At 71.0% G+C, this 20,863-nt stretch carries 18 protein-coding genes; 8 read left to right on the top strand and 10 right to left on the bottom strand.

The genetic code is table 11. From position 1 onward, the window contains the following. The first annotated feature begins 78 nt into the window (after positions 1-78). Positions 79-1,512 carry an alpha-amylase family protein gene (locus ACFYWS_RS10705; protein WP_389272641.1) on the top strand — a complete coding sequence of 478 codons (1,434 nt, stop codon included), beginning with the start codon at positions 79-81 and terminating at the stop codon, positions 1,510-1,512. Positions 1,513-1,541: 29 nt separating this feature from the next. On the opposite strand, the gene ACFYWS_RS10700 is transcribed toward ACFYWS_RS10705, so the two are convergent. The 5 genes from ACFYWS_RS10700 to ACFYWS_RS10680 all read right to left on the bottom strand — a co-directional run bounded on the left by ACFYWS_RS10700 (position 1,542) and on the right by ACFYWS_RS10680 (position 7,053). Then, complete coding sequence (locus ACFYWS_RS10700; RefSeq protein ID WP_389272638.1) at positions 1,542-1,988, bottom strand: hypothetical protein; 447 nt, start codon at positions 1,986-1,988, stop codon at positions 1,542-1,544. A gap of 67 nt (positions 1,989-2,055) precedes the next feature. Beyond that, positions 2,056-3,720, bottom strand: coding sequence for a glycoside hydrolase family 13 protein (locus ACFYWS_RS10695; RefSeq protein ID WP_389272635.1), 1,665 nt, complete (start codon positions 3,718-3,720; stop codon positions 2,056-2,058). Positions 3,721-3,744: 24 nt separating this feature from the next. Next, entirely contained in the window at positions 3,745-4,665 is a 921-nt protein-coding gene (locus ACFYWS_RS10690; RefSeq protein WP_389272632.1) for a sugar ABC transporter permease, read from the bottom strand. Between the two features lie 19 nt (positions 4,666-4,684). After that, positions 4,685-5,677: a carbohydrate ABC transporter permease gene (locus ACFYWS_RS10685; protein WP_389272629.1), complete on the bottom strand. Its 993-nt coding sequence runs from the start codon at positions 5,675-5,677 to the stop codon at positions 4,685-4,687. 101 nt (positions 5,678-5,778) lie between these two features. Further along, a complete protein-coding gene (locus ACFYWS_RS10680; RefSeq protein WP_389272626.1) occupies positions 5,779-7,053 on the bottom strand; it encodes an extracellular solute-binding protein in 1,275 nt (424 codons plus the stop codon). A 273-nt stretch (positions 7,054-7,326) separates the two neighbouring features. Between ACFYWS_RS10680 and ACFYWS_RS10675 the strand changes: the two genes are divergently transcribed. The 3 genes from ACFYWS_RS10675 to ACFYWS_RS10665 all read left to right on the top strand — a co-directional run bounded on the left by ACFYWS_RS10675 (position 7,327) and on the right by ACFYWS_RS10665 (position 9,714). Continuing rightward, a complete protein-coding gene (locus ACFYWS_RS10675) occupies positions 7,327-8,403 on the top strand; it encodes a LacI family DNA-binding transcriptional regulator (protein ID WP_389272623.1) in 1,077 nt (358 codons plus the stop codon). Between the two features lie 76 nt (positions 8,404-8,479). Continuing rightward, complete coding sequence (locus tag ACFYWS_RS10670) at positions 8,480-8,965, top strand: Lrp/AsnC family transcriptional regulator (protein WP_389272620.1); 486 nt, start codon at positions 8,480-8,482, stop codon at positions 8,963-8,965. A 32-nt stretch (positions 8,966-8,997) separates the two neighbouring features. Then, complete coding sequence (locus ACFYWS_RS10665; protein ID WP_389272617.1) at positions 8,998-9,714, top strand: HAD family hydrolase; 717 nt, start codon at positions 8,998-9,000, stop codon at positions 9,712-9,714. On the opposite strand, the gene ACFYWS_RS10660 is transcribed toward ACFYWS_RS10665, so the two are convergent. Together ACFYWS_RS10660 and ACFYWS_RS10655 are read right to left on the bottom strand one after the other, a co-directional pair. Then, positions 9,662-11,317 carry an AMP-binding protein gene (locus tag ACFYWS_RS10660; protein WP_389272615.1) on the bottom strand — a complete coding sequence of 552 codons (1,656 nt, stop codon included), beginning with the start codon at positions 11,315-11,317 and terminating at the stop codon, positions 9,662-9,664. The two genes, ACFYWS_RS10665 and ACFYWS_RS10660, sit on opposite strands and share 53 nt — an antisense overlap. Positions 11,318-11,328: 11 nt before the next feature. Then, complete coding sequence (locus ACFYWS_RS10655) at positions 11,329-11,970, bottom strand: TetR/AcrR family transcriptional regulator (RefSeq protein ID WP_389272612.1); 642 nt, start codon at positions 11,968-11,970, stop codon at positions 11,329-11,331. Between the two features lie 87 nt (positions 11,971-12,057). On the opposite strand from ACFYWS_RS10655, the gene ACFYWS_RS10650 reads away from it, so the two are divergent. Both ACFYWS_RS10650 and ACFYWS_RS10645 read left to right on the top strand, forming a co-directional pair. Then, on the top strand, positions 12,058-15,195 hold the full coding sequence (locus ACFYWS_RS10650; protein WP_389272609.1) for a carboxyl transferase domain-containing protein: 3,138 nt from the start codon (positions 12,058-12,060) through the stop codon (positions 15,193-15,195). Positions 15,196-15,224: 29 nt separating this feature from the next. Beyond that, entirely contained in the window at positions 15,225-16,253 is a 1,029-nt protein-coding gene (locus ACFYWS_RS10645) for a Ppx/GppA family phosphatase (RefSeq protein WP_389272606.1), read from the top strand. On the opposite strand, the gene ACFYWS_RS10640 is transcribed toward ACFYWS_RS10645, so the two are convergent. The 3 genes from ACFYWS_RS10640 to ACFYWS_RS10630 all read right to left on the bottom strand — a co-directional run bounded on the left by ACFYWS_RS10640 (position 16,233) and on the right by ACFYWS_RS10630 (position 18,399). Beyond that, a complete protein-coding gene (locus ACFYWS_RS10640) occupies positions 16,233-17,291 on the bottom strand; it encodes an LLM class flavin-dependent oxidoreductase (protein ID WP_389272603.1) in 1,059 nt (352 codons plus the stop codon). The genes ACFYWS_RS10645 and ACFYWS_RS10640 overlap by 21 nt on opposite strands. Continuing rightward, positions 17,291-17,806: an SRPBCC family protein gene (locus ACFYWS_RS10635; RefSeq protein ID WP_389272600.1), complete on the bottom strand. Its 516-nt coding sequence runs from the start codon at positions 17,804-17,806 to the stop codon at positions 17,291-17,293. The genes ACFYWS_RS10640 and ACFYWS_RS10635 overlap by 1 nt, the downstream gene beginning before the upstream one ends. Positions 17,807-17,901: 95 nt before the next feature. Then, positions 17,902-18,399: a winged helix-turn-helix transcriptional regulator gene (locus tag ACFYWS_RS10630; protein ID WP_389272598.1), complete on the bottom strand. Its 498-nt coding sequence runs from the start codon at positions 18,397-18,399 to the stop codon at positions 17,902-17,904. Positions 18,400-18,580: 181 nt separating this feature from the next. On the opposite strand from ACFYWS_RS10630, the gene ACFYWS_RS10625 reads away from it, so the two are divergent. Together ACFYWS_RS10625 and ACFYWS_RS10620 are read left to right on the top strand one after the other, a co-directional pair. Continuing rightward, entirely contained in the window at positions 18,581-19,438 is an 858-nt protein-coding gene (locus ACFYWS_RS10625) for an AAA family ATPase (protein WP_389272595.1), read from the top strand. Continuing rightward, positions 19,435-20,790 carry a VWA domain-containing protein gene (locus ACFYWS_RS10620; RefSeq protein WP_389272592.1) on the top strand — a complete coding sequence of 452 codons (1,356 nt, stop codon included), beginning with the start codon at positions 19,435-19,437 and terminating at the stop codon, positions 20,788-20,790. The genes ACFYWS_RS10625 and ACFYWS_RS10620 overlap by 4 nt, the downstream gene beginning before the upstream one ends. Positions 20,791-20,863 lie beyond the last annotated feature (73 nt).

Here is a 20,863-nt window from a genome sequence, read left to right as displayed (position 1 = left end):
AACTTCCCATTGACGGGGCGTACTCGGCTGCCCCACGCTCACGACGCGCCACCAGAACCCCACATTCAGGAGCCGCACATGCAGCACGGCACACACCTCACCCCCAGAAGCCCTCGCAGGCGCCGCCGCACGGCCACCGCGGTGGCTCTCAGCGCCCTCACCCTCGGTGGCATGGCGAGCCTGCCCGCGCCGACCGCGACCGCCGCCGACACCGGCACACCCAACGGTGATGTCATCGCCAACCTGTGGCAGTGGAACTGGGCCTCGGTCGCCAAGGAGTGCACCGACACCCTCGACCCCGCGGGCTACGGCGCCGTGCAGGTCGCCCCGCCCGAGGAGTCCCTCAAGCAGGGCAACCTCTACTGGTGGGACGTCTACCAGCCGTACTCGTACAAGCTCGACAGCCGTTTCGGCAGCGAGAGCGACTTCAAGAAGATGGTCGACACCTGCCACGGCGCCGGCATCGAGGTCTACACGGACGCCGTCATCAACCACACGGCCGCCCAGACCGGCACCGGCTACGCGGGCACCACCATCGGCAACCAGTACGACACCCCCGACTACGACCCGGCCGACAGCGACGACTGCAAGAAGACCATCGCCAACTGGTCGGACCAGCAGGAGGTGCAGAACTGCGAGCTGCTCGGCATGCCCGACCTCGACACCTCCGAGCCGGGCGTCCGCGAGAAGATCGCGGGCTTCCTCAACAAGCAGATCGACCTGGGTGTCGACGGATTCCGCGTCGACGCCGCGAAGCACATACCCACCGCGGACCTGAACGCCATCGTGGGCTCGCTGCACACCACGGGCGCGGGCGACGCCCCGTACGTCACCCAGGAGGTCTACCCCGGCAATCCGCCCGCCCTCGGCGACTACTACGGCAACGGGGACGTCCTCGACTTCACGTACGCGGCCGCCATGAAGTCGCAGTTCAGCGGTGGTGACATCGCCAACCTGTCGTCCTTCGGCAGTAGTTGGGGCCTGGCGGACGAGGAGCACTCCAACACCTTCGTCACCAACCACGACACCGAACGCAACGGCTACACGCTCAGCTACAAGGACGGCGCGACCGCCACCCTCGCCAACGTCTTCCAGCTGGCGCGCGGCTACGGCCGGCCCTCGGTCTACGCGGCCTGGAAGTTCGACCAGAGCGATCAGGCGCCGCCGAACGACGGCAGCGGGTTCGTGACCGGCACGGACTGCTCGGGTTCCTGGTCCTGCCTGGACCGGGACACCGCGATCACCGGGATGGTGGGCTGGCACAACGCGGCGGCCGGCAAGGCGGTGACGGACTGGCAGTCACCCGGCTCGAACGTGATCGGTTTCGGGCGCGGTGACGTCGGCTTCGTCGCGATCAACAACTCGTCGTCCGCCAACACGCACACGTACACGACGAGCGTCCCCGACGGCACGTACGACAACGTCGCCGGCGAGGGCTCGGTGACCGTCAGCGGCGGCAAGGTGGAGCTCACGGTGCCCGCGAAGGGCGCGGTGGCCTTCCATACCTCGTAGGCACACCTCGTAGCCACACCGCGTAGCGCTCAGCGCGGGTCGCGGGCGCGCCGCACCGCCCACATCACGTAGGCGGTCGCGCCCGCGACGGCGAGCGCGGCGCCGTAGCCGAACACCATCGAGCTCTCGGGCGGCGCCTCGTCGACATGCGCCGAACCGGAGGCGGAGACCCAGATCCGCAGCGGGCCGAGCCGCTGCCCCGGTTCGAGCGCCTCGTCGTAGTACCCCTTCTCCGCGAGGCCGTGCACGCCACCGTGCACGGCCTCGCCGTGCGGCGACTTCCAGGTGAAGGTGTCACCGTTCTCGGCCGCCTCGTTCGCCTCGTTCGCCGTGGCCCAGTACCCGCCCACGTACGCATGTGTCGCCACCAGCGCATGGCGCAGCGGCAGCGCGAACGCGAGCAGCAGCAACGCCCACACCACGGCCCTCGCGGCCCAGCGCGGGCCCGACACGCGGCCGCCCCTCCCCTGTGACATCACATCCGGGAGCCTATGCCGCAGGGGCGGCACCCGGCCGGGCGCCGCCCCTGCTTGATGGCTGGGGTCAGGCGATCTCCCACCACACCGTCGTGTCGGCCGGCAGGTCGATGTGTCCGTCCTCCACCGTCACCGGCGCCGAGGCGAGCAGCACCGTGCCGGGTGCCTGGACGCGCGCCGTCGCGTCCGTCGTGTTGACCGTGCAGGCGAAGCCGGGACGCTCGAAGAGGAGCACACCCTGCGGGGCGTCGCCGTGCCACTTCACACCGTCGCCCGCGCCGAGGCCCGGCGTGGTGCGGCGCAGCGCGAGCGCCGAGCGGTACATCTCCAGCGTCGAGTCCGGGTCGCCGGTCTGCGCCTCGACGCTCAACTCGCCCCAGGTGTCGGGCTGCGGGAGCCAGCTGCCGCCGTCACCGAAGCCGTACGAGGGTCCCGTGCGGGTCCACGGGATCGGCACGCGGCAGCCGTCGCGGAACCCGTCCTGGCCGGCGCCGCGGAAGTACGCCGGGTCCTGGCGCGCCTCGTCGGGGAGGTCGGTGACGTCCGGGAGGCCGAGTTCCTCGCCCTGGTAGAGGTACGCGGAGCCGGGCAGGGCGAGCATCAGCAAGGTGGCGGCGCGGGCGCGGCGCAGGCCGAGTTCGCGGTCGCCGGGAGTGCGGATCTGGGTGCCTGCGGGCGGGTTGGCGTAGCGGGTGGCGTGCCGGGTGACGTCGTGGTTGGAGAGGACCCACGTGGCGGGGGCGCCGACGGGGCGCATCGCGTCGAGCGAGCTGTCGATGATGGCGCGCAGGCCCTCGGCGTCCCAAGGGGCGCCCAGGTACTGGAAGTTGAAGGCCTGGTGCAGCTCGTCGGGCCGTACGTAGTTGGCGGTGCGCTCGACGGTCGGCGTCCACGCCTCGGCGACGAAGATGCGGTTGCTGTCGTACTCGTCGAGAATCGTGCGCCACGAACGGTAGATCTCGTGGACGCCGTCCTGGTCGAAGAACGGCATCACGTCATTGCCGAGGAGCTTCAACTGGTCGCCGCTGCCGCCGAGGTCCGGCAGGCCCTCCGCCTTGACGAGGCCGTGGGCGACGTCGACGCGGAAGCCGTCGACACCCATGTCCAGCCAGAAGCGCAGGATGGAGCGGAACTCGTCGGCGACCGCCGGGTGTTCCCAGTTGAGGTCGGGCTGCTCCGGCGCGAAGAGGTGCAGGTACCAGGCGCCGTCCGGGAGTCGGGTCCAGGCGGGGCCGCCGAAGATGGACTCCCAGTCGTTGGGCGGGAGTTCGCCGCTCTCGCCCTTTCCGGGGCGGAAGTGGTAGCGGTCGCGCAGGGGCGAGCCGGGGCCGTCCGCGACGGCCCGCTTGAACCATTCGTGCTGGTCGGAGGAGTGGTTGGGCACCAGGTCGACGATGATGCGCAGGTCGAGGGCGTGTGCGTCGCGGATCACCGCGTCGGCGTCGAGCAGCGTGCCGTACATGGGGTCGACGGCCCGGTAGTCGGCGACGTCGTAGCCGCCGTCGGCCTGCGGCGAGGCGTAGAACGGGGAAAGCCACACCGCGTCCACGCCCAACTCGCGCAGGTGCGGCAGCCGTCGGCGGATGCCTTCGAGGTCACCGGTGCCGTCGCCGTCGCTGTCCGCGAAACTGCGCGGATAGACCTGGTAGATGACCGCGTCCCGCCACCAGTCGGAGGTCTCGCGGGTCGAGGTGGCAGACGCCGGTGCCGCGTCCGTGGAGTGCTGGCTCATGATGTCCTTGCTGCGTAGCCGGGTTCAGCCCTTGGTCCCGCCGGCGGTCAGGCCGGTGACCAGGTGCTTCTGGACAAGGTAGAAGAAAGCGGTCACCGGGATGGCGATCAACACCGCGGTCGCTGCCATCAGGTTCCACTGCGCGTCGTGTTCGCTGACGAAGCTCGACAGGCCGATCGCGAAGGTGTACTTGGTGTCACTGAGCATGAAGGTGTTGGCGAAGGCGACTTCGGCGAACGCCGTGATGAAGGCGTAGAACGCGGCGACCGCGATGCCCGGCTTCGCGAGCGGCAGGATGAGCCGCCAGAAGGTGCCGAACGGGCTGAGCCCGTCGATCCTGCCCGCCTCGTCGATCTCGCCGGGGATGGTGTCGAAGTAGCCCTTCAACAGCCAGGTGCAGTACGGCACGATCGTCGTGCAGTTGATGAGGATGAGGCCCTGGTACGTGTCGATCAGGCCGAGTTCCGAGAAGATCTCGTAGATCGGCACGATCAGCACGGCGATCGGGAAGGCCTGCGTGAGCAGCAGCACCCACATCAGCGAGCGGTAGCCGGGGAAGCGCATCCGAGAGACGGCGTAGCCGGTGGTCGCCGCGAACAGCACGCCGACGATCGTGGTGCCGAACGCCACGATCAGCGTCGACGCCGCCCAGTGGAAGAACTGGGTGTGCTGCAGGACGTACGCGTAGTTGTCGAGCGTCGCCTTGCTCACGATGTTGCCCGGGTGCAGATAGTCGTCCTTGTCGGGTCCGAGCGACAGATAGACCAGCCAGACGACGGGGAACAGCGCGACGAGGCTCGCCACGGCGAGGACGCCGTGCGAGAGAGCCTTCGCGAGCGGGCTGCGCTCGCCGCGCCTGCGCGGCGGCCTGGTGCTCTCGGTGGCACGCGGCGCCGAGCGCTGCGCGGGGACCTGCGAGGCGGGGGGAGCACTGGTAGGGCTCATGGTGTTGGCTCCTGCTGCGTCAGACGGCGAGCTGCTCATTGCGCTTCAGCCAGCGGTAGTAGAAGGACGTGAAGACGGTGAGGATCGACAGGAGCAGCACGCCGTACGCGGCGGACTGCGCGAAGTCGCGCGGCTGCTGACCGAAGCCGAGCCGATAGGCCCAGGTGACGAGGATCTGCGCGTCCGGTGCGGTGTTGCCGAAGAGCAGGAAGATGATCGCGAACTGATTGAAGGTCCAGATGATGCCGAGCAGCACGACCGTCGAGCTGACCGGCCTGAGCCCCGGCAGGGTGATGTGCCGGAAGCGCTGCCAGGAGGTGGCTCCGTCCATCTCGGCGGCCTCGTACAGCGACCCGTCGATGGACTGGAGGCCGCCGAGCAGCGAGATCATCATGAACGGCACACCGCACCACGTGTTGACGAGGATCGCGGCGATCCGCTGGAAGGTCGGGTCCTCCAGCCAGCTCGGCTGCGGCAGATGCAGTGACCCGAGGGCTACGTTGATGATCCCGGAGTCGGCGAGCATGATGCGCCACGCGAAGACGGTGACGAAGGTCGGGACCGCCCACGGCAGGATCAGCAGGAGCCGGTAGAAGGTGCGGCCGCGCAGCTTCTCGTTGAGGAGCAGCGCGAGGCCGAGCCCGATGCAGTAGTGCAGGGCCACACAGATCGCCGTCCACGCGACGGTCCACACGAAGTGCGACCAGAAGCGGTCGTACGAGGAGGGGCCCCACAGGATGTCGGCGTAGTTGTCGAGGCCGATGAACTTGTAGGTCGCCTCGATCTCGTTGACGCCGATGGTGCGGGCCGAGTTGAGGCTGTTGGCGTCGGTGAGCGTCAGGTAGAAGCCGCGCGCCAGGGGATAGAGGACGAGGACGCCGAGGACGACGACGACCGGGGTGATCATCGCGTACGCGTACCAGTACCTGCGGTACGAGTCCTTGAAGCGCCGGATCGGGCCTGGGCGCGGCGCGCGCTTCTTCGCGTCCGGTCGGTCGACGGCAAGGGTCATGCGGGGCACCTTCTGAATCGGGCTGCCGGTGTGCGGGCTGCGACAGTGCTGTGCCGGTTCGCGCCCTCCCCTCCGGGGCGCGAACCGGCGGTACTAACAGGTCACTTGGAGAAGCCGGGCAGCAGCTTGGCGAACGAGGTCTCCAGGCTGCTCACGCCCTGGTCGAGGGACTCCTTGCCGGTGGCGACCTTCGGCAGCTCCTGGTCCATCGGCGTCCACAGCGAGCTGTACTCGGGCAGTTCGGGGCGGGGCCGGGCCGCGTCGAGCACCTTCTGGTAGCCGGCGATGCCGGGGTCGGCGGTGACCTTCGCGGTGAACGCGTCCTCGCGGGTGGGCAGCGTCGAGTTCTTCAGGGCGATCTGCTCCTGCGTCTTCGCCGACGTCATCCACTTCACGAACTTCAGCGAGGCGTCCTGGTGGGCCTTGTCCGAACCCGCGTACACGGACAGGTTGTGGCCGCCCGTCGGGGCGCCCGGCTTGCCGCCGGAGCCGGCGGGGACGGTGGCGATGCCCAGATTCTTCTTGTCCTTGAACGCCGAGCCCTTGTAGAAGTTCGTGATCTCCCACGGGCCCTGGATGGTCGAGGCGACCTTGCCGTTCACGAACGCGTCCTGGATGTGCGCGTACGCGTCCGCGGTGGCGTCGGCCTTGTGCAGGCCCTTGCCGCTGAACAGGCCCTTCCAGGCGGTGAGGCCCTTCTTGGCGGCGGCGGAACCGATGGTGATCTTCTTGCCCTCGGCGTCGACGGTGTCGGTGTTCTCACCGAACAGGAACGGCTGGGCGTAGTAGCCGGCCGTGGAGCCCCAGAAGCCGTCGGCCCCGGTCTCGGCCTTCACCTTGGCCGCGTCCTTCTTCAGCTGGTCCCAGGTGGTGGGCGCCTCGGTGATGCCCGCCTTCTTGAAGAGGGCCTTGTTGTAGACGAAGGCGAGGGTGTCGGTGACCAGCGGGACGCCGTACGTCTTGCCGTCGAACTGGGCCTGCTCGATGAGCGATGCCTGGAACTTGTCCTTGTCGGCGAGCGCGTCGGTGCCGTCGAGCGGCAGCAGGTAGCTCTTCTTGGCGAACGCCGGCGTCCAGCCGACCTCGGCGCGCAGCACGTCGGGGGCGCCGCTCGCGCCGGCCGCGGTGTCGAACTTGTTCTGCGCGTCGTCGAAGGGCACGTTGACGTACTTGACCTTGATGTCGGGGTTGGCCTTGGTGAAGTCCTTGGCCAACGCCCTGTACGTGGGTGCCTCGTTGGTGGCGTTCGATGTGTCCCACCAGGTGATGGTGACCGGGCCCGACGCCTTGTCGCCGCTGTCGTCACTTCCACCGCAGGCCGTCGCCGCGAGTGCGAGGGACGCCACCACCGCGGTGGCCGCTATGCCACGCCGCATGAGATCTCCTAGAGGGTTGGGCCCGACTGGGCGACGTGAACGTAACAGCGCTGCAAGCCCGAGGAAAGACCTTGCTGAAAAATTTTGCAGAGCGAGGCGGAGGTTACGGGTTCGTGACCTCCAAGTTGCGGCACATACTGGGGTGTTACAGCCCACTACATGGCCTTATGTGATGCTGCAAGGGTCTGCAAGCTCTTGCCACAAGGCGCCGCCACAGGGATCATCGGGACTCTTGCCCGGCTCCCCCGACTCTTGGCCCCCACAAGGAGTGCGATGACCCAGCTGCCCGCCCAGGCCGCCCGCAAGGCGGCGCAGGCCCCGCCCGCGACCGCGCGCCTCGCCGACATCGCGGCGCAGGCGGGGGTGAGCGAGGCGACGGTGAGCCGGGTCCTCAACAGCAAGCCGGGCGTCGCCGCGGCCACCCGCCAGTCCGTCCTCGCCGCGCTCGACGTGCTCGGCTACGAACGGCCGGTGCGGCTGCGCCGGCGCAGCGAGGGGCTCGTCGGCCTGATCACGCCGGAGCTGGAGAACCCGATCTTCCCGGCGCTCGCCCAGGTCATCGGCCAGGCCCTGACCCGCCAGGGCTACACACCGGTCCTCGCGACGCAGACCCCCGGCGGCTCGACCGAGGACGAGCTGACGGAGATGCTCGTCGACCGGGGTGTCACCGGCATCATCTACGTGTCCGGGCTGCACGCCGACACCACGGCCGACATGCGGCGCTACGAGCAACTGCGGGCGCAGGGCGTGCCGTTCGTGCTCGTGGACGGGTTCTCGCCGCAGGTGCGGGCGCCGTTCATCTCGCCGGACGACCGCGCGGCCATGCAACTGGCGGTCACCCATCTCGGCTCGCTCGGCCACACGCGGATCGGCCTGGCGCTCGGGCCGAAGCGGTTCGTGCCGGTGCAGCGGAAGATCGAGGGCTTCGTACGGGCGATGCGCGACCGGTTCGACCTGACCGCCGACGTCGTCGAGCGCGAGCTCGTGCAGCACTCCCTGTACACGCTGGAGGGCGGGCAGGCGGCGGCCTGCGACCTGATGGACCGCGGCTGCACGGCGATCGTGTGCGCGAGCGACATGATGGCGCTCGGCGCGATCCGGGCGGCCCGCCAGCGGGGCCTTGAGGTGCCGGACGACATCTCGGTGGTCGGCTTCGACGACTCCCCGCTCATCGCGTTCACGGACCCACCACTGACGACCATCCGCAAACCCGTACAGGCGATGGGCCAGGCAGCGGTCCGCACAGTCCTCGAAGAGATCGCCGGCACTCCGGCCCCGCACACGGAGTTCATCTTCATGCCCGAACTGGTAGTCCGCGGCTCAACCAGCTCAAGCCCCGCCGGCGATTGAGGCGCGGGGCCCGGGGCAGAGCCCCGCAACCGCAACGCCGGTGCCGCGCAACTAGACCATTGGTACAGTCACCAACGTGCCGGTCGACCACTTGGACACCCGAATCCTCCGCCTGCTACTGGAGCGGCCGCGAACCAGCATGCGCGAATACGCCCGCATCCTCGGCGTCGCCCGCGGCACACTCCAGGCCCGGGTCGACCGGATGGAGCGGGACGGTGTCATCACGGGCGTGCAGCCGTCCCTCTCCCCCGCGGCCCTCGGCCACCCGGTGCTCGCCTTCGTGCACATCGAGACCACGCAGGGCCACCTGGGGGACGTCGGGGACGAGCTCGCGGGCGTCCCGGAGATCATCGAGGCGTACTCCACCACCGGCGGCGGCGATCTCCTCGCCCGCGTGGCCGCGCGCGACGCCGAGCATCTGGAGGATGTGATCCAGCAGCTCAACCGCCTGCCGGGCGTGGTCCGCACCCGCACGGAGGTGGCCCTGCGCGAGCGCGTCCCGCACCGGCTGCTGCCCCTGGTCGAGGCGATCGGAAAGGCCGCGGGCAAGCCGCGCGGATGATCCGGGGACTCCGGTCCTGCATCCTGGGTCACATGAACGACGCGAACCACCCCTCGTACCGCTTCGGCGACACCGCGGTCGTCTTCGATCTCGACGGCACCCTCGTCGACAGCGAGCCGAACTACTTCAGGGCCTCCCTCGCCACCCTCACCCGTCAGGGCGTCAACGACTTCACGTGGGCCGACCACGAGACGTACGTCGGGATCTCCACACTGGAGACCATCGGCATCTGGAAGCGGAAGTACGGCATCGACGTGCCGGACGGCGAGCTGCTCGACGAGATGAACGCCCGCTATCTGGAGCTCGCACGCGCCGAGACCGATGTCTTCCCGCAGATGCGGCTGTTCGTCGAGCGGCTGCACGCGGCGGGCGTGCCGATGATCGTCGCGTCGGGCTCATCGCCGGAGGCCATCGACGCGATCCTCACCGGCACGGGGCTCGGGGCGCAGCTCCCGCTGTACGTGTCGGCGGACGAGGTCGAGCACGGCAAGCCCGCGCCCGACGTGTTCCTGGAGGCGGCACACCGGCTCGGCACGCGGGCCTCGCACTGTGTGGTCCTGGAGGACGCGGCGCCGGGGGCCGCCGCCGCGCACGCGGCCGGCATGCGCTGCATCGCGCTGCCGTATGTCGCGGCGCAGGCGGACGACCCGGCGTTCACCACGGTCGATCTGCTGTTCAAGGGCGGTCAGGAGGAGTTCACGGCGCGGGCCGCGTGCGAGTGGCTCGAGCGCTCAGCTCCGTCTTCCTGATCTTCCCCGTGGGGGTGAGCGGCAGCTCGTCGAGTATCTCGACGGTGTGCGGGACCTTGTACGTCGCCATGGCCCCGGCCGCCCACTCCTTCAACGCGTCCCCGGTGAGCGCGGACCCGGGGACGGTGCGCGCGAAGGCGTAGGGAAGCTGCCCGCTCTCCGGGTCCTCGACGGCGACGACCGCGGCGGCGAGCACGTCGGGGTGCTGGCCGAGCAGTGTCTCCACCTCCGTCGGGAAGACACTCATGCCCTTCACCTTGATCATGTCCTTGTCGCGGCCGAGGTAGTGCAGGCACCCCTCTTCGTCGAGGGCGCCGATGTCCCCGGTGTGCAGCCAGCCGTCCCGGAGCGCCGCCTCCGTCGCCTCGGGCGCCCGCCAGTACCGCGTGAGCACGGACGGGCCGCGCACCACGATCTCGCCCCGCTCCCCCAGCGGCAGCGGCTCACCGGTCGTGAAGTCGACGACCATGAAGTCCGTTCCGGGGACCGGCAGTCCGCAGAACACCGGGGCGCTCAGCAGATCGCGGTCACCGTCCTGGAAGCCGAGTGTGTTGGTGTCACTGGTATGTGTCTCGGTCATGCCGTACGAGGCCTCGCGCAGCACACTGTGCTCGCCGACCGCCGCCTTCCACCGGGCGCGCAGGGCCGGGGTGAGCTTGCGGACGAAGGAGACGGTGAGCGGGGTCGACAGGCTCGTCAGGTCGCGGCGCGCGAAGTCGGGGTGGTCGAGGAGTTCGAGGTAGTTCTCGACGGTGCCCGCCATGGTGGTCACGCCGTGGGTCTCGATGGCGTCGAGGACCTCGGCCGCGTTCCAGCGGGTGAGCAGGATGCTGGTGCCGCCGGAGACGAGCGGGGCGAGGATGCCGAGGTTCTCCCCGGCGATCCAGAAGATGGGCAGGTAGCAGACCGAGACGATGCCGCGCGACTGCTCCTCGTCCGTGGCGGCGCGGCCGTTGTCGATGGCGGTGGCCGTGTACACCATGTGCCGCTGGGTGTGCTCGCAGCCCTTGGGCAGTCCGGTGGTGCCTCCGGTGTAGTTGAGGGCGGCCAGCGCGTCGAGGTCGTCGGCGACGGTCTCGTGGCGGTCGTGGGCGACGGCCCGCGGCCATTCGGCGTCCGCGAGCACGGTACGTACGGGGGTGTCGGCGCGCACCTCGTCGACAGCGGGCAGCAGCGCGTCCCGCGTGACGACCAACTCCGGTCCTGCGTCGTTCAGTTCGTGCCGCAGCTCGGCCGCGCGGAACATCGGGTTCACCGGCACGTGCACCGCGCCGATGCGCAGGACGGCGAGCAGGGTGACGACGAAGCGGGCCCCGTTCGGCAGGAACACGCCGACGCGGTCGCCGGTCCGCACGCCCTGCCCGGTCATCCAGCCCGCCAACCGGGCGCTCTGGTCGTCGAGTTGGCGGTAGCTGAGGGTCTCGGCCGCCGTGACGATCGCGGGCCGGTCCGGATGGAGTTCGGCCCAGCGGGCCACATGTCCGGGGAGTGTCAGCTCCCCGCCCGCGTGGCGGGTTTCGGACGGCTGGCGGCCGGACCTGGACGTGGCCTGCCGGGCGCGCAGGTCGTGCAGATACGCCTCGACTGCTGTGCGGGTGGACAACGTGCGGCTCCCTACTGCTGCGGTGCTGCTCCGATACCGAGAAGGTGCAGGTACATGGCGGTCGCGTCGGCGACCGCCTGGTCGTACGTGGCCGGCCGCTCGGCGACGAGCCGTGCGAACTCGATGCTCATGCCGCCGACGGCACGGGACAGGGTGAGCGGGTCGACGACCGGGTGCGCCCGGCCCTGTGCCGTGACCCTGCGTACGTAGCGGGCGGCGCGGCGGACCGGGCGCTCGCGGATCTCCTCCCACAGGGCGCGCACCTCGGCGTCGCCCCGCGCCTGCTGTTCGAGCAGGACGAGCAGGGGGAGGTGCCGCGCGTACGCGGCGATGAACGCGCCCGTGGAGGCGCGGGCCACGGCCGCCACGTCGTCGGTGTCCACTCCGGGCACGTCCTGCGCGGTGAGGAACGCGTCCCGTACGCGCCCCGCGAGCACCCGGAAGATCTCTTCCTTGGACGCGAAGTAGACGTAGAAACCGGCCCGTGACACCTCGGCCCGTGCCGTGATGTCGGCGATGGTCGCCGGGCCGTAGCCGAGCCGCGCGAAGACCTGCTCGGCGGCGTCGAGCAGCCGTCCGCGCGCCGGGGCGTCGGTCCGGTCGCGGGCGGTGCGGACGGACCATGCCTGTTGTGCCTGCTGACTGCGTGCCACAGCGCCAGAGTATTGACGTTGACGTCAGTGTCAATGAACATGACGGAATCCGGTCCTGAATCCGCATTCGACTTCCCGGAGGGGCACATGGGGTCTGCCGCCGTACTCGTCGCCAACCGAGGGGAGATCGCCGTCCGGGTGCTGCGCGCCGCCGCCGAACTCGGGCTGCGCACGGTGGCCGTGCACGAACCGGGCGACGAGGCGCACCTGCACCTGGCGGACGAGGCCGTGCCGCTCGCGGCGGGCGGCTATCTGGACGCCGAGGCGCTGGTCGCCGCCGCGCGCCGGGCCGGCTGTACGTATCTCCACCCCGGCTACGGCTTCCTGAGCGAGTCCGCGGCGCTCGCCCGGCGGTGCGCGGACGCCGGTCTCACCTTCGTGGGCCCTTCGCCGGAGGTGCTCGACCTGTTCGGGGACAAGGCACGCGCCCGTGCGCTCGCCGTCGAGACGGGGGTGCCGGTCCTGCCCGGCACGGAGGGTGACACCACGCTGGAGGAGGCACGGACGTTCCTCGCCGATGGGCCGGTGATGGTCAAGGCCGTGGGTGGGGGCGGCGGGCGCGGGATGCGGGTCGTCCGGGACGCGGCCGAGCTCGACGAGGCGTGGCTGCGGTGCGCATCGGAGGCGCAACAGGCCTTCGGGCGCAGCGAGTTGTACGTGGAGCGGCTGTGGGAGGGGGCCCGGCACATCGAGGTGCAGGTGGTCGGCGACGGTGACACCGTGAGTCATCTGTGGGAGCGGGACTGCAGCGCGCAGCGCCGCCACCAGAAGCTCGTCGAGATCGCCCCGGCGCCGGGCCTCGACGCCACTGTGCGCGGCCGGCTCCTCGACGCCGCCCTGCGCCTGGCCGATGCCACCCACTACGCGGGTGTCGGCACGGTCGAATTCCTGGTCCAGGGAGAGGAGTTCGTGTTCATGGAGGCCAATCCGCGCCTCCAGGTGGAGCACACGGTGACGGAGGAGGTCACCGGCGTCGACCTGGTCGCGGCGCAGCTGCGGATCGCGGCGGGTGAGTGCCTGGCCGACCTCGGTCTCGCCGGGGAACCGCCCGCGCCACGCGGCTTCGCCGTGCAGTTGCGAGTGAACGCGGAGGTCACGGGGGCGGACGGTGCGGTGCGCCCGTCGGCGGGGCGGCTCGCGCGCCTCGACGTGCCGACGGGCCCCGGCGTGCGCGTCGACACCGCAGCCCGCACCGGCACGGACGTCGGCACGCGCTACGACTCCCTTCTCGCCAAGGTCGTCGCGCACGCGCCTGCGGGCGACTTCGGGGCGGCGTGCGCGCGGGCGCGGCGGGCGCTCGACGAGTTCACGGTGGAGGGCGTGCGGACCGGCATCCCCTTCCTGGCCCGGCTGCTCGACCACCCCGGTTTCACGGCGGGCGGCTTCGACACCGGGTTCGTACAGCGCCACTTGTCCGAACTCGCACCACCCTCCACCGCGCCGGAAGGTGACGCGGAACCGGGCACGGTGACCGCGCCCATGGCGGGCACGGTCGTCTCCGTGGATGCCTCGCCCGGACAACTCGTCGCGGCGGGTGCCACCTTGCTCGTACTGGAAGCCATGAAGATGGAGCACGTGGTGCGCGCCGAACACGCGGGTGTCATCCGTGCGGTGTCAGCGGGAGTCGGCGAAACGGTCTCCGAGGGCGCCGAGTTGGTGCTCCTTGATGTGACGGAGAGCGGTGGCGCCCAGGAGGCGGCGGCCGAGGAGCTCGATCTCGACGCGGTGCGTCCCGACCTCGCCCAGGTCGTCGAGCGGCACGCCTTCGGCCTCGACGAGAACCGTCCCGGAGCGGTCGCCAAGCGGCATGCGACCGGGCTCCGTACGGCGCGCGAGAACATCGAGGACCTCTGTGACCCGGGGACGTTCACCGAGTACGGCGCGCTCGCGGTGGCCGCGCAGCGGCGGCGCCGCCCGCTGGACGACCTGATCCGCTCGACGCCCGCCGACGGCATGGTGACCGGCACCGGCAGGATCGGCGGCGCGCCCGTGGTCGCGATGTCGTACGACTACACGGTGCTCGCCGGAACGCAGGGCCACAACAACCACCGCAAGACGGACCGGATGCTGCATCTGGCCGAGGAACGCGGGCTGCCCGTCGTGCTGTTCGCGGAGGGCGGCGGGGGCCGGCCCGGGGACACGGACACGTCGTCGATCGCTGGCCTGGACGTCATGACGTTCCATCAAATGGCGCGGCTCAACGGGAAGGTACCGCTGGTCGGCATCGCGTCGGGCCGCTGCTTCGCGGGGAACGCGGCGCTGCTCGGCAGCTGCGACGTCATCATCGCGACGCCCGAGGCCAACATCGGCATGGGCGGTCCCGCGATGATCGAGGGCGGTGGCCTCGGCGTGCACCGCCCCGAAGACATCGGCCCGCTCTCGGTGCAGGTGCCGAACGGGGTGGTGGACGTCCCGGTCGCCGACGAGGCGGAGGCGGTACGCGTGGCCCGCGCCTACCTGTCGTACTTCCAGGGCCCGCGGCTGAGTTGGGAAGCTCCCGACCCCCGGCGCCTTCGTCACACCATCCCCGAGAACCGGCGCCGCGCCTACGACATCCGCGCCGCGGTCGAGGGCCTCGCCGACACGGACTCGGTGCTCGAACTGCGCCGCGGGTTCGGGGCGGGAGTGATCACGGCGCTGGTCCGGATCGAGGGGCGCCCGATGGGCCTGGTCGCCAACAATCCGGCGCACCTCGGCGGGGCCGTCGACCGGGACGCCGCGGACAAGGCGGCACGCTTCCTGCGGCTGTGCGAGGCGTTCGGCCTCCCGGTCCTCTCACTGTGCGACACCCCGGGGTTCATGGTGGGCCCGGAGTCCGAACGCACCGCGACGGTACGGCAGTTCGCGGACCTGTTCGTCGCGGGCGCCCGCCTCACCGTGCCACTGGTCTGTCTCGTGCTGCGCAAGGCGTACGGGCTCGGGGCGATGGCCATGATGGGTGGTTCGACGCGGGTGCCGCTCGGCACGGCGGCCTGGCCGAGCGGCGAGTTCGGCGGGATGGGCCTGGAGGGCGCGGTGCGGCTCGGCTACCGGCGCGAACTGGAGGCGATCGCCGATCCGGCCGAGCGGGAGCGGGCGTTCGAGGCGCGGGTCGCGGAGATGTACGAGCACGGGAAGGCGGTGAACGCGGCGGCGGCTCTGGAGATCGACGCGGTCATCGACCCGGCGGATTCCAGGCGTTGGATCATGTCGGCGCTCGATGCGCCGGCCGTTCCCGCGCATTGATGCACGCCAAGGAGGGTACTCGGTCGATCATGCGGATCAGTGTGGTGGATGTCGGTTCGAACACCGTGCGCCTGGCGATCGCGGACGCCCGGGACGGAGCACCGCTGCCGGTGCACACGGCCAAGCGGCGGCTGCGCCTGTCGGAGCTGGTGGACGGCGACCGCAGGCTGGGTGCCGCGGCCGTCGAGCGCCTGGTCGACGCGGTGCGGACGGCGGTCACGGAGGCCGAACGCTGGGGCAGCGACGAGCCGTTCGTCTTCGCCACGGCCATCGTCCGGGACGCGCCGAACCGGGACGAGGTGCTCGACGCCGTCGAGGCGGGCACCGGTGTGCGGCCCCGGGTGCTGCCCGGCGAGGTGGAGGCCGAGCTGACGTTCCTCGCGGCGCGGCGCTGGATGGGCTGGCGGGCCGGGCCGCTCGGTGTCCTCGACATCGGCGGCGGCTCACTCGAAGTCGCCTTCGGGCGTGGCCGGTTGCCCGACTTCGCGATCTCGCTGCCGCTCGGGGCGGGGCGGCTCACGCGCGAGCATCTGCCGGACGACGGGGTGCCGCCGACCGAGCAGGACCTGAAGGCGCTGCGGCGCCATGTGCGGCACCAGCTCAGGGATGTCGCGGCGCGGATCCGCTGGGAGGGCCCGCTCACGGCGGCGGCCACGTCCCGCACGTTCACGCAGCTGGCGCGCCTGTGCGGGTCCCCTCCGGGGCGCCATGGGCCGTTCGTGCCACGGCGGTTGAGCCGCAGGTCGCTGGGCCTGGCGATCACCGAGCTGGCGGCGCTCCCCGCCGAGCGGCGCGCGGAGCTGCCCGGCATCTCCGCGCCCCGGGCGTCGCAGTCCCTCGCGGGGGCGCTCGTCGGTCATACGGCGATGAAGCTCATGGGCATCCGCGAGCTCACGGTCTGCCCGTGGGCGATCCGGGAGGGCATTCTGCTGCGCCGCATAGAGGGGGACGCGGGCTGGTCCGCGACGGGGCATCCGGCGCTGCATGTCGCGGCCGACCGTACGTACGCCACGGGGCTCCGCGCCGGACCCCGCGCCTCAATCGCCGGCGGGGCTTGAGCTGCGTACCAGCTCGATCGCCCGCCCCAGCGTCGCGAGCCGCGCGTCCACCGTGTCCCCGGCCGGGTAGAGCCGCACCGTGTCCACCCCCGCCTCCCGCCACACGGCCAACCGGGCCCGCACCATGTCCTCCGTGCCGATGAGCGTCGTGGCCAGGACCATGTCGTCGGTGACCAGTTCGGCGGCCCCTTCGCGGTCGCCGGCCTGCCACCGCTCCCGGACGGCCGCGGCGACGTCGGCCCAACCCTGCCTGCTGTAGGCCTGGTTGTAGAAGTTCGTCGAGGCGGAGCCCATGCCGCCCAGGCTGAAGGCGAGTTCCTTCTTCCGGCTGCCCACCACGGCGGCCAGCTCCTCCTCGTCCTCGACGAAGTTCACCTCGGCGCCCTGGCAGATGTCGAGGTCGGCCCTGGTCCGGCCGGACGCCGCGAGCCCCGCGTCCAGGTGGTCGAAGTACGCCTCCTTCGCCCCCTCGGGCACGAAACTCGTCCCGAGCCACCCGTCGGCGACCTCCCCGGTGAGCCGCAGCATCTTCGGCGACAACGTGGCCAGGTAGATGGGCAGTTCGTGCTCCGCCCGCATCGAGAGCCGCATCGGCTTCGCATCGCCACCGGGCAGCGGCAGCGCGAACTCCCGCCCCTCGTAGGCGATCTTCTCGCCGGTCGCCGCCATCCGCACGATCTCGACGGTCTCCCGCATCCGGGCCAGCGGCCGGGCGAACGGCACCCCGTGCAGCCCCTCGATCACCTGCGGCCCGGACGGCCCGAGCCCGAGGAGGAAGCGGCCCTCCGAGATGTTCGACAAGGTGATCGCGGCGCGCGCGATGGCGGCCGGGGTGCGGGTGGCGAGCTGGATGATTCCGGAGCCGAGCAGCATGCGCTCGGTGCGCGCCGCCAAGTACCCCAGCGGGGACGGCGCTTCGGAGCCCCAGGCCTCGGCGACCCAGCAGATGTCCAGGCCCAGCTTCTCGGCCTCGGTGACGTAGTCGACGGTCTCCCGCCAGTTCCCGCCGGACGCCTCGATGGTGGTCGACGTACGCATCACAGAGCCTCGTTCCCCTCGGCGAGCGCCTTCAGCCCGTCGAGAGCCGCGTCCATGCCCCGCTCCCACTCCCGCAGCCGCCCGTAGACGATCTTCTGCTCCTTCTCCGGCATCCGGTCGATGGCGTACGAGAGGCCGGAGCGCCCGGGCCCCATCTGCGCCCACTGCGTCAGCTCCGTACCCCCGCCGTCCCCCTCCGCCAGGCTGAACCGCCAGACAGCACTGGGCTGTTCGGGATCGCCCACGGCCCACGCGAAGACGCGCTCGGGCGCGCACTCGACGACGTACGAGGTGGTCTCCCACGCCCCGAACGCCTCGTGTCGGCTGCGCCCCAGGAAGCGGGCGCCGACGCCGCGCTTCTCGTCCAGCCACTGGGCCGACTGGAGTTCGGCGCTGAACCGGGGCATCAGACCGACATCACTGACCAGCTCCCACACCCGCCCAGGAGGCGCCGCGATCGTGCGCCGCACCTCGACCGTCGGCGTGTCCGCATAGCGTGCGCCCGTCCACTCCATCGTGCTCCACCTCTCTGTAGAACAGCCTGTGACCATGAGAGTTTCGTAGATGGACTCACTACGTCAAGAGCTACCCGGCCACCGAAGGGAACAGCTCAGCGGGTGAAGCGCGCCGCGACATCCGGGCGGCGCGCGAGCTTCTCCGGGTAGCCGGGGCCCATCCGCGCGTGGGTGTCGTCGGCGGTCATCGGCTCACCGCAGTGCCCGCAGACGACCGCGGCCTCGCTCTCGTGCCCGCACCGGTCGTGCTCGAAGACGACGGGCGCGCCCTCCTCGCCGGACAGCCAGCGGTTGCCCCAGGCGTTCATGGCGGCGAGGACGCCGAAGAACTCGCGCCCCTTCTCCGTAAGGACGTAGTCGTGCCGCACCGGAGCGCTGTCGTAGGCGCGCTTCTCCATCAGCCCCGCATCGACCAGCCGGCGCAACCGCTCCGCCAGGGTCGTCCGGGCGATGCCGAGCTCCTGCTGGAACACGTCGAAGCGGGTGATGCCGTAGAAGGCCTCGCGCAGCACGAGCGGCGTCCACCAGTCGCCCAGGAGGTCCATGGTGCGGGCGATGGAGCAGGGCCAGCCGGCAAAGGAAGTACGCCTCATACCGATCAGAATACGAAGGCCCGCAAGTAAGACCCTGTCCGAGTCCTCGCACGAGACGGAGCCGGTCAGAAGGGAGACATGGCCGACGTGACATTCACCATGAACAGCGCGGACCCATTGTGAAGAAGGTGCGCCGCCTGATCACCTGAAGGCTCGACAACGCACCGAGCTGGAGGCCCCGTTGTTCGCTTCCGTGGACGAAGTCACCACGCGCCTTGCCGGGACCGGCTATCTGGCCTCTCCGGCCGTGGCGACCACCGTCTTCCTGGCCGCCAGGCTCGGCAAGCCGCTGCTCGTCGAGGGCCCGGCGGGCGTCGGCAAGACGGAGCTGGCGAAGGCGGTCGCGGCGATCAGCGACGCCCGCCTGATCCGCCTCCAGTGCTACGAGGGCGTGGACGAGAGCCGCGCGCTCTACGAGTGGAACCACGCCAAGCAGCTGCTGCGCATCACGGCGGGCCAGGGCGAGACCTGGGACCAGACCCGCTCGGACATCTTCAGCGAGGAGTTCCTCCTCCCGCGCCCCCTCCTGACGGCGATCCGCGGCGAGGACGCGAAGGTCCTCCTGATCGACGAGATGGACAAGGCGGACGTAGAGGTAGAGGGTCTCCTCCTCGAAGTCCTCTCCGACTTCCAGGTCACGGTCCCCGAGCTGGGCACGATCGCCGCCACCCGGCGCCCCTTCGTGGTCCTCACCTCCAACGCGAGCCGCGAACTGTCGGAAGCGCTGCGCCGCCGCTGCCTCTTCCTCCACATCGGCTTCCCCGAGGAGGAGTTGGAGCGCCGCATCGTCGCCCTGAAGGTGCCCGAGCTCGACGCGGTGCTCGCCGAGTCCCTCGTACGGGTCGTGGGCGCGCTGCGCGCGATGGATCTGCGCAAGGTGCCCTCGGTCGCGGAGACGGTGGACTGGGCCCGCACCCTGCTGGCGCTCGGCGCGGACCGCCTCGACGAGGAGGTCGTACGGGCGTCCCTCGGCGTCGTCCTCAAGCATCAGGAGGACGTGAACACGGCCGCGGCGAAGCTCGACCTGGACGCGGTGTGAGCACGGCGCTCTCGGTCGCGGACCGGGTCACCTCGCTCGTCCGGGCGCTGCGCGCACACGGCATCCGGATCGGTACGGGGGAGAGCGTGGACGCCGCGCAGACGGTCGCGGCACTGGGCCTGGACAGCCGTGACCATCTGCGCGAGGGCCTGGCCTCCGCGCTCCTGCACGACCAGGGCCAGCGCGCGGTCTTCGACCCGGTCTTCGACGTGTACTTCCCGAGGGCGGTGGGCGCGCCGGGGTCGAGTCGCGAAGCGGACAGGGACAGCCTCCGCGACCGCCTCACCGAGGCCCTGACGGCAAACGACCGCGCGGCGCTGGCCCGCCTGGCCGCCGAGGCGGTGGAAGCCCTCGGCGGCTACGACACGAACGGCTGGTCGTCCCAGCAGACGCTGGACCGGCTGCGCCCGCAGACGCTCCTCGCCCCCGTCATGTCCGCGATCCGCGCGGGCGGCAGCGGCCAGTCCGGAGCGTTCACCGACCGCATCGAGGCCGACGAGATCCGCCGCCGCATCGAAGCCTTCCGCGAAGGCGTGCGCGGCGAGGCCCGCCGCCGGGTCGCGGAGGCCCGCGACCGCGACGAGCTGGCGCGCCGCATGCCGGTCCAGACCCCCGACCGCACCCTCTTCCTCTACGCGGACAAGGCCCAGCTCGCCGAGCTGCGCCGCACGGTCCACCCCCTGGCCCGCAAGCTGGCCACCCGCCTCGCGGCCCGCAGACGCCGCGCGGCCCGCGGCCACATCGACCTGCGCCGCACGCTGCGCGGCTCACTCTCGACGGGCGGCGTCCCGATGCGCCCCGTCCTGCGCAAACGCCGCCCGACCCGCCCGGAGCTGGTGCTGCTCTGCGACGTATCTGGCTCGGTGGCCGGCTTCGCGAACTTCACGATGCTGCTGGTCCAGGCCCTGCACGACCAGTTCAGCAAGATCCGCGTCTTCGCCTTCGTCAACCGGATCGACGAGGTCACCGACCTCATCGCGCACGGCGCCGCGGACGCGGAGGGCCTCGGCGCCCGCATCGCGTCGGAGGCCACACTGACCGGCTGGCACGGCAGCAGCGACTACGGCACGGCGCTCGGCGAGTTCGTGGAGCGCTACGCGTCCGCGGTGGGCCCCCGCAGCACGGTCCTCATCCTCGGTGACGCCCGCAACAACCAGCAGAACCCGAACCTCCCGGCCCTGCGCCGCATCACCCGCGCCTCCCGCCGCACCTACTGGCTCAACCCGGAACCCCGCTCCCAATGGGACACGGGCGACTCCGCCGCCTCCACGTACGCGGAGGTGGTCGACCTCCACGAGTGCCGCAACGCCCGCCAGCTGAGCACCCTGGTGGGCCGCCTCCTCCCCGTATAGCGGAACTGTGACGTCCAGCTACGACGCCGTCGTGGTCAGCCGTCACAGTCCCGCAAACTCCGCGCGACACGAA

Source organism: Streptomyces sp. NPDC002795, from assembly GCF_042888725.1.
GTDB lineage: Bacteria > Actinomycetota > Actinomycetes > Streptomycetales > Streptomycetaceae > Streptomyces.
Note: the sequence above shows the minus strand (reverse complement) of the source record. Positions and strands in the feature narration are given on the sequence as shown.

Bases quoted from the DNA above. Each gene is read 5' to 3' on its own strand.
- ACFYWS_RS10680 (WP_389272626.1), bottom strand. From the start codon at position 7,053: ATGCGGCGTGGCATAGCGGCCACCGCGGTGGTGGCGTCCCTCGCACTC.
- ACFYWS_RS10690 (WP_389272632.1), bottom strand. From the start codon at position 4,665: ATGAGCCCTACCAGTGCTCCCCCCGCCTCGCAGGTCCCCGCGCAGCGC.
- ACFYWS_RS10685 (WP_389272629.1), bottom strand. From the start codon at position 5,677: ATGACCCTTGCCGTCGACCGACCGGACGCGAAGAAGCGCGCGCCGCGC.
- ACFYWS_RS10645 (WP_389272606.1), top strand. From the start codon at position 15,225: ATGCGGATCAGTGTGGTGGATGTCGGTTCGAACACCGTGCGCCTGGCG.
- ACFYWS_RS10650 (WP_389272609.1), top strand. From the start codon at position 12,058: ATGGGGTCTGCCGCCGTACTCGTCGCCAACCGAGGGGAGATCGCCGTC.
- ACFYWS_RS10665 (WP_389272617.1), top strand. From the start codon at position 8,998: ATGAACGACGCGAACCACCCCTCGTACCGCTTCGGCGACACCGCGGTC.
- ACFYWS_RS10630 (WP_389272598.1), bottom strand. From the start codon at position 18,399: ATGAGGCGTACTTCCTTTGCCGGCTGGCCCTGCTCCATCGCCCGCACC.
- ACFYWS_RS10675 (WP_389272623.1), top strand. From the start codon at position 7,327: ATGACCCAGCTGCCCGCCCAGGCCGCCCGCAAGGCGGCGCAGGCCCCG.
- ACFYWS_RS10640 (WP_389272603.1), bottom strand. From the start codon at position 17,291: ATGCGTACGTCGACCACCATCGAGGCGTCCGGCGGGAACTGGCGGGAG.
- ACFYWS_RS10705 (WP_389272641.1), top strand. From the start codon at position 79: ATGCAGCACGGCACACACCTCACCCCCAGAAGCCCTCGCAGGCGCCGC.
- ACFYWS_RS10635 (WP_389272600.1), bottom strand. From the start codon at position 17,806: ATGGAGTGGACGGGCGCACGCTATGCGGACACGCCGACGGTCGAGGTG.
- ACFYWS_RS10695 (WP_389272635.1), bottom strand. From the start codon at position 3,720: ATGAGCCAGCACTCCACGGACGCGGCACCGGCGTCTGCCACCTCGACC.
- ACFYWS_RS10700 (WP_389272638.1), bottom strand. From the start codon at position 1,988: ATGTCACAGGGGAGGGGCGGCCGCGTGTCGGGCCCGCGCTGGGCCGCG.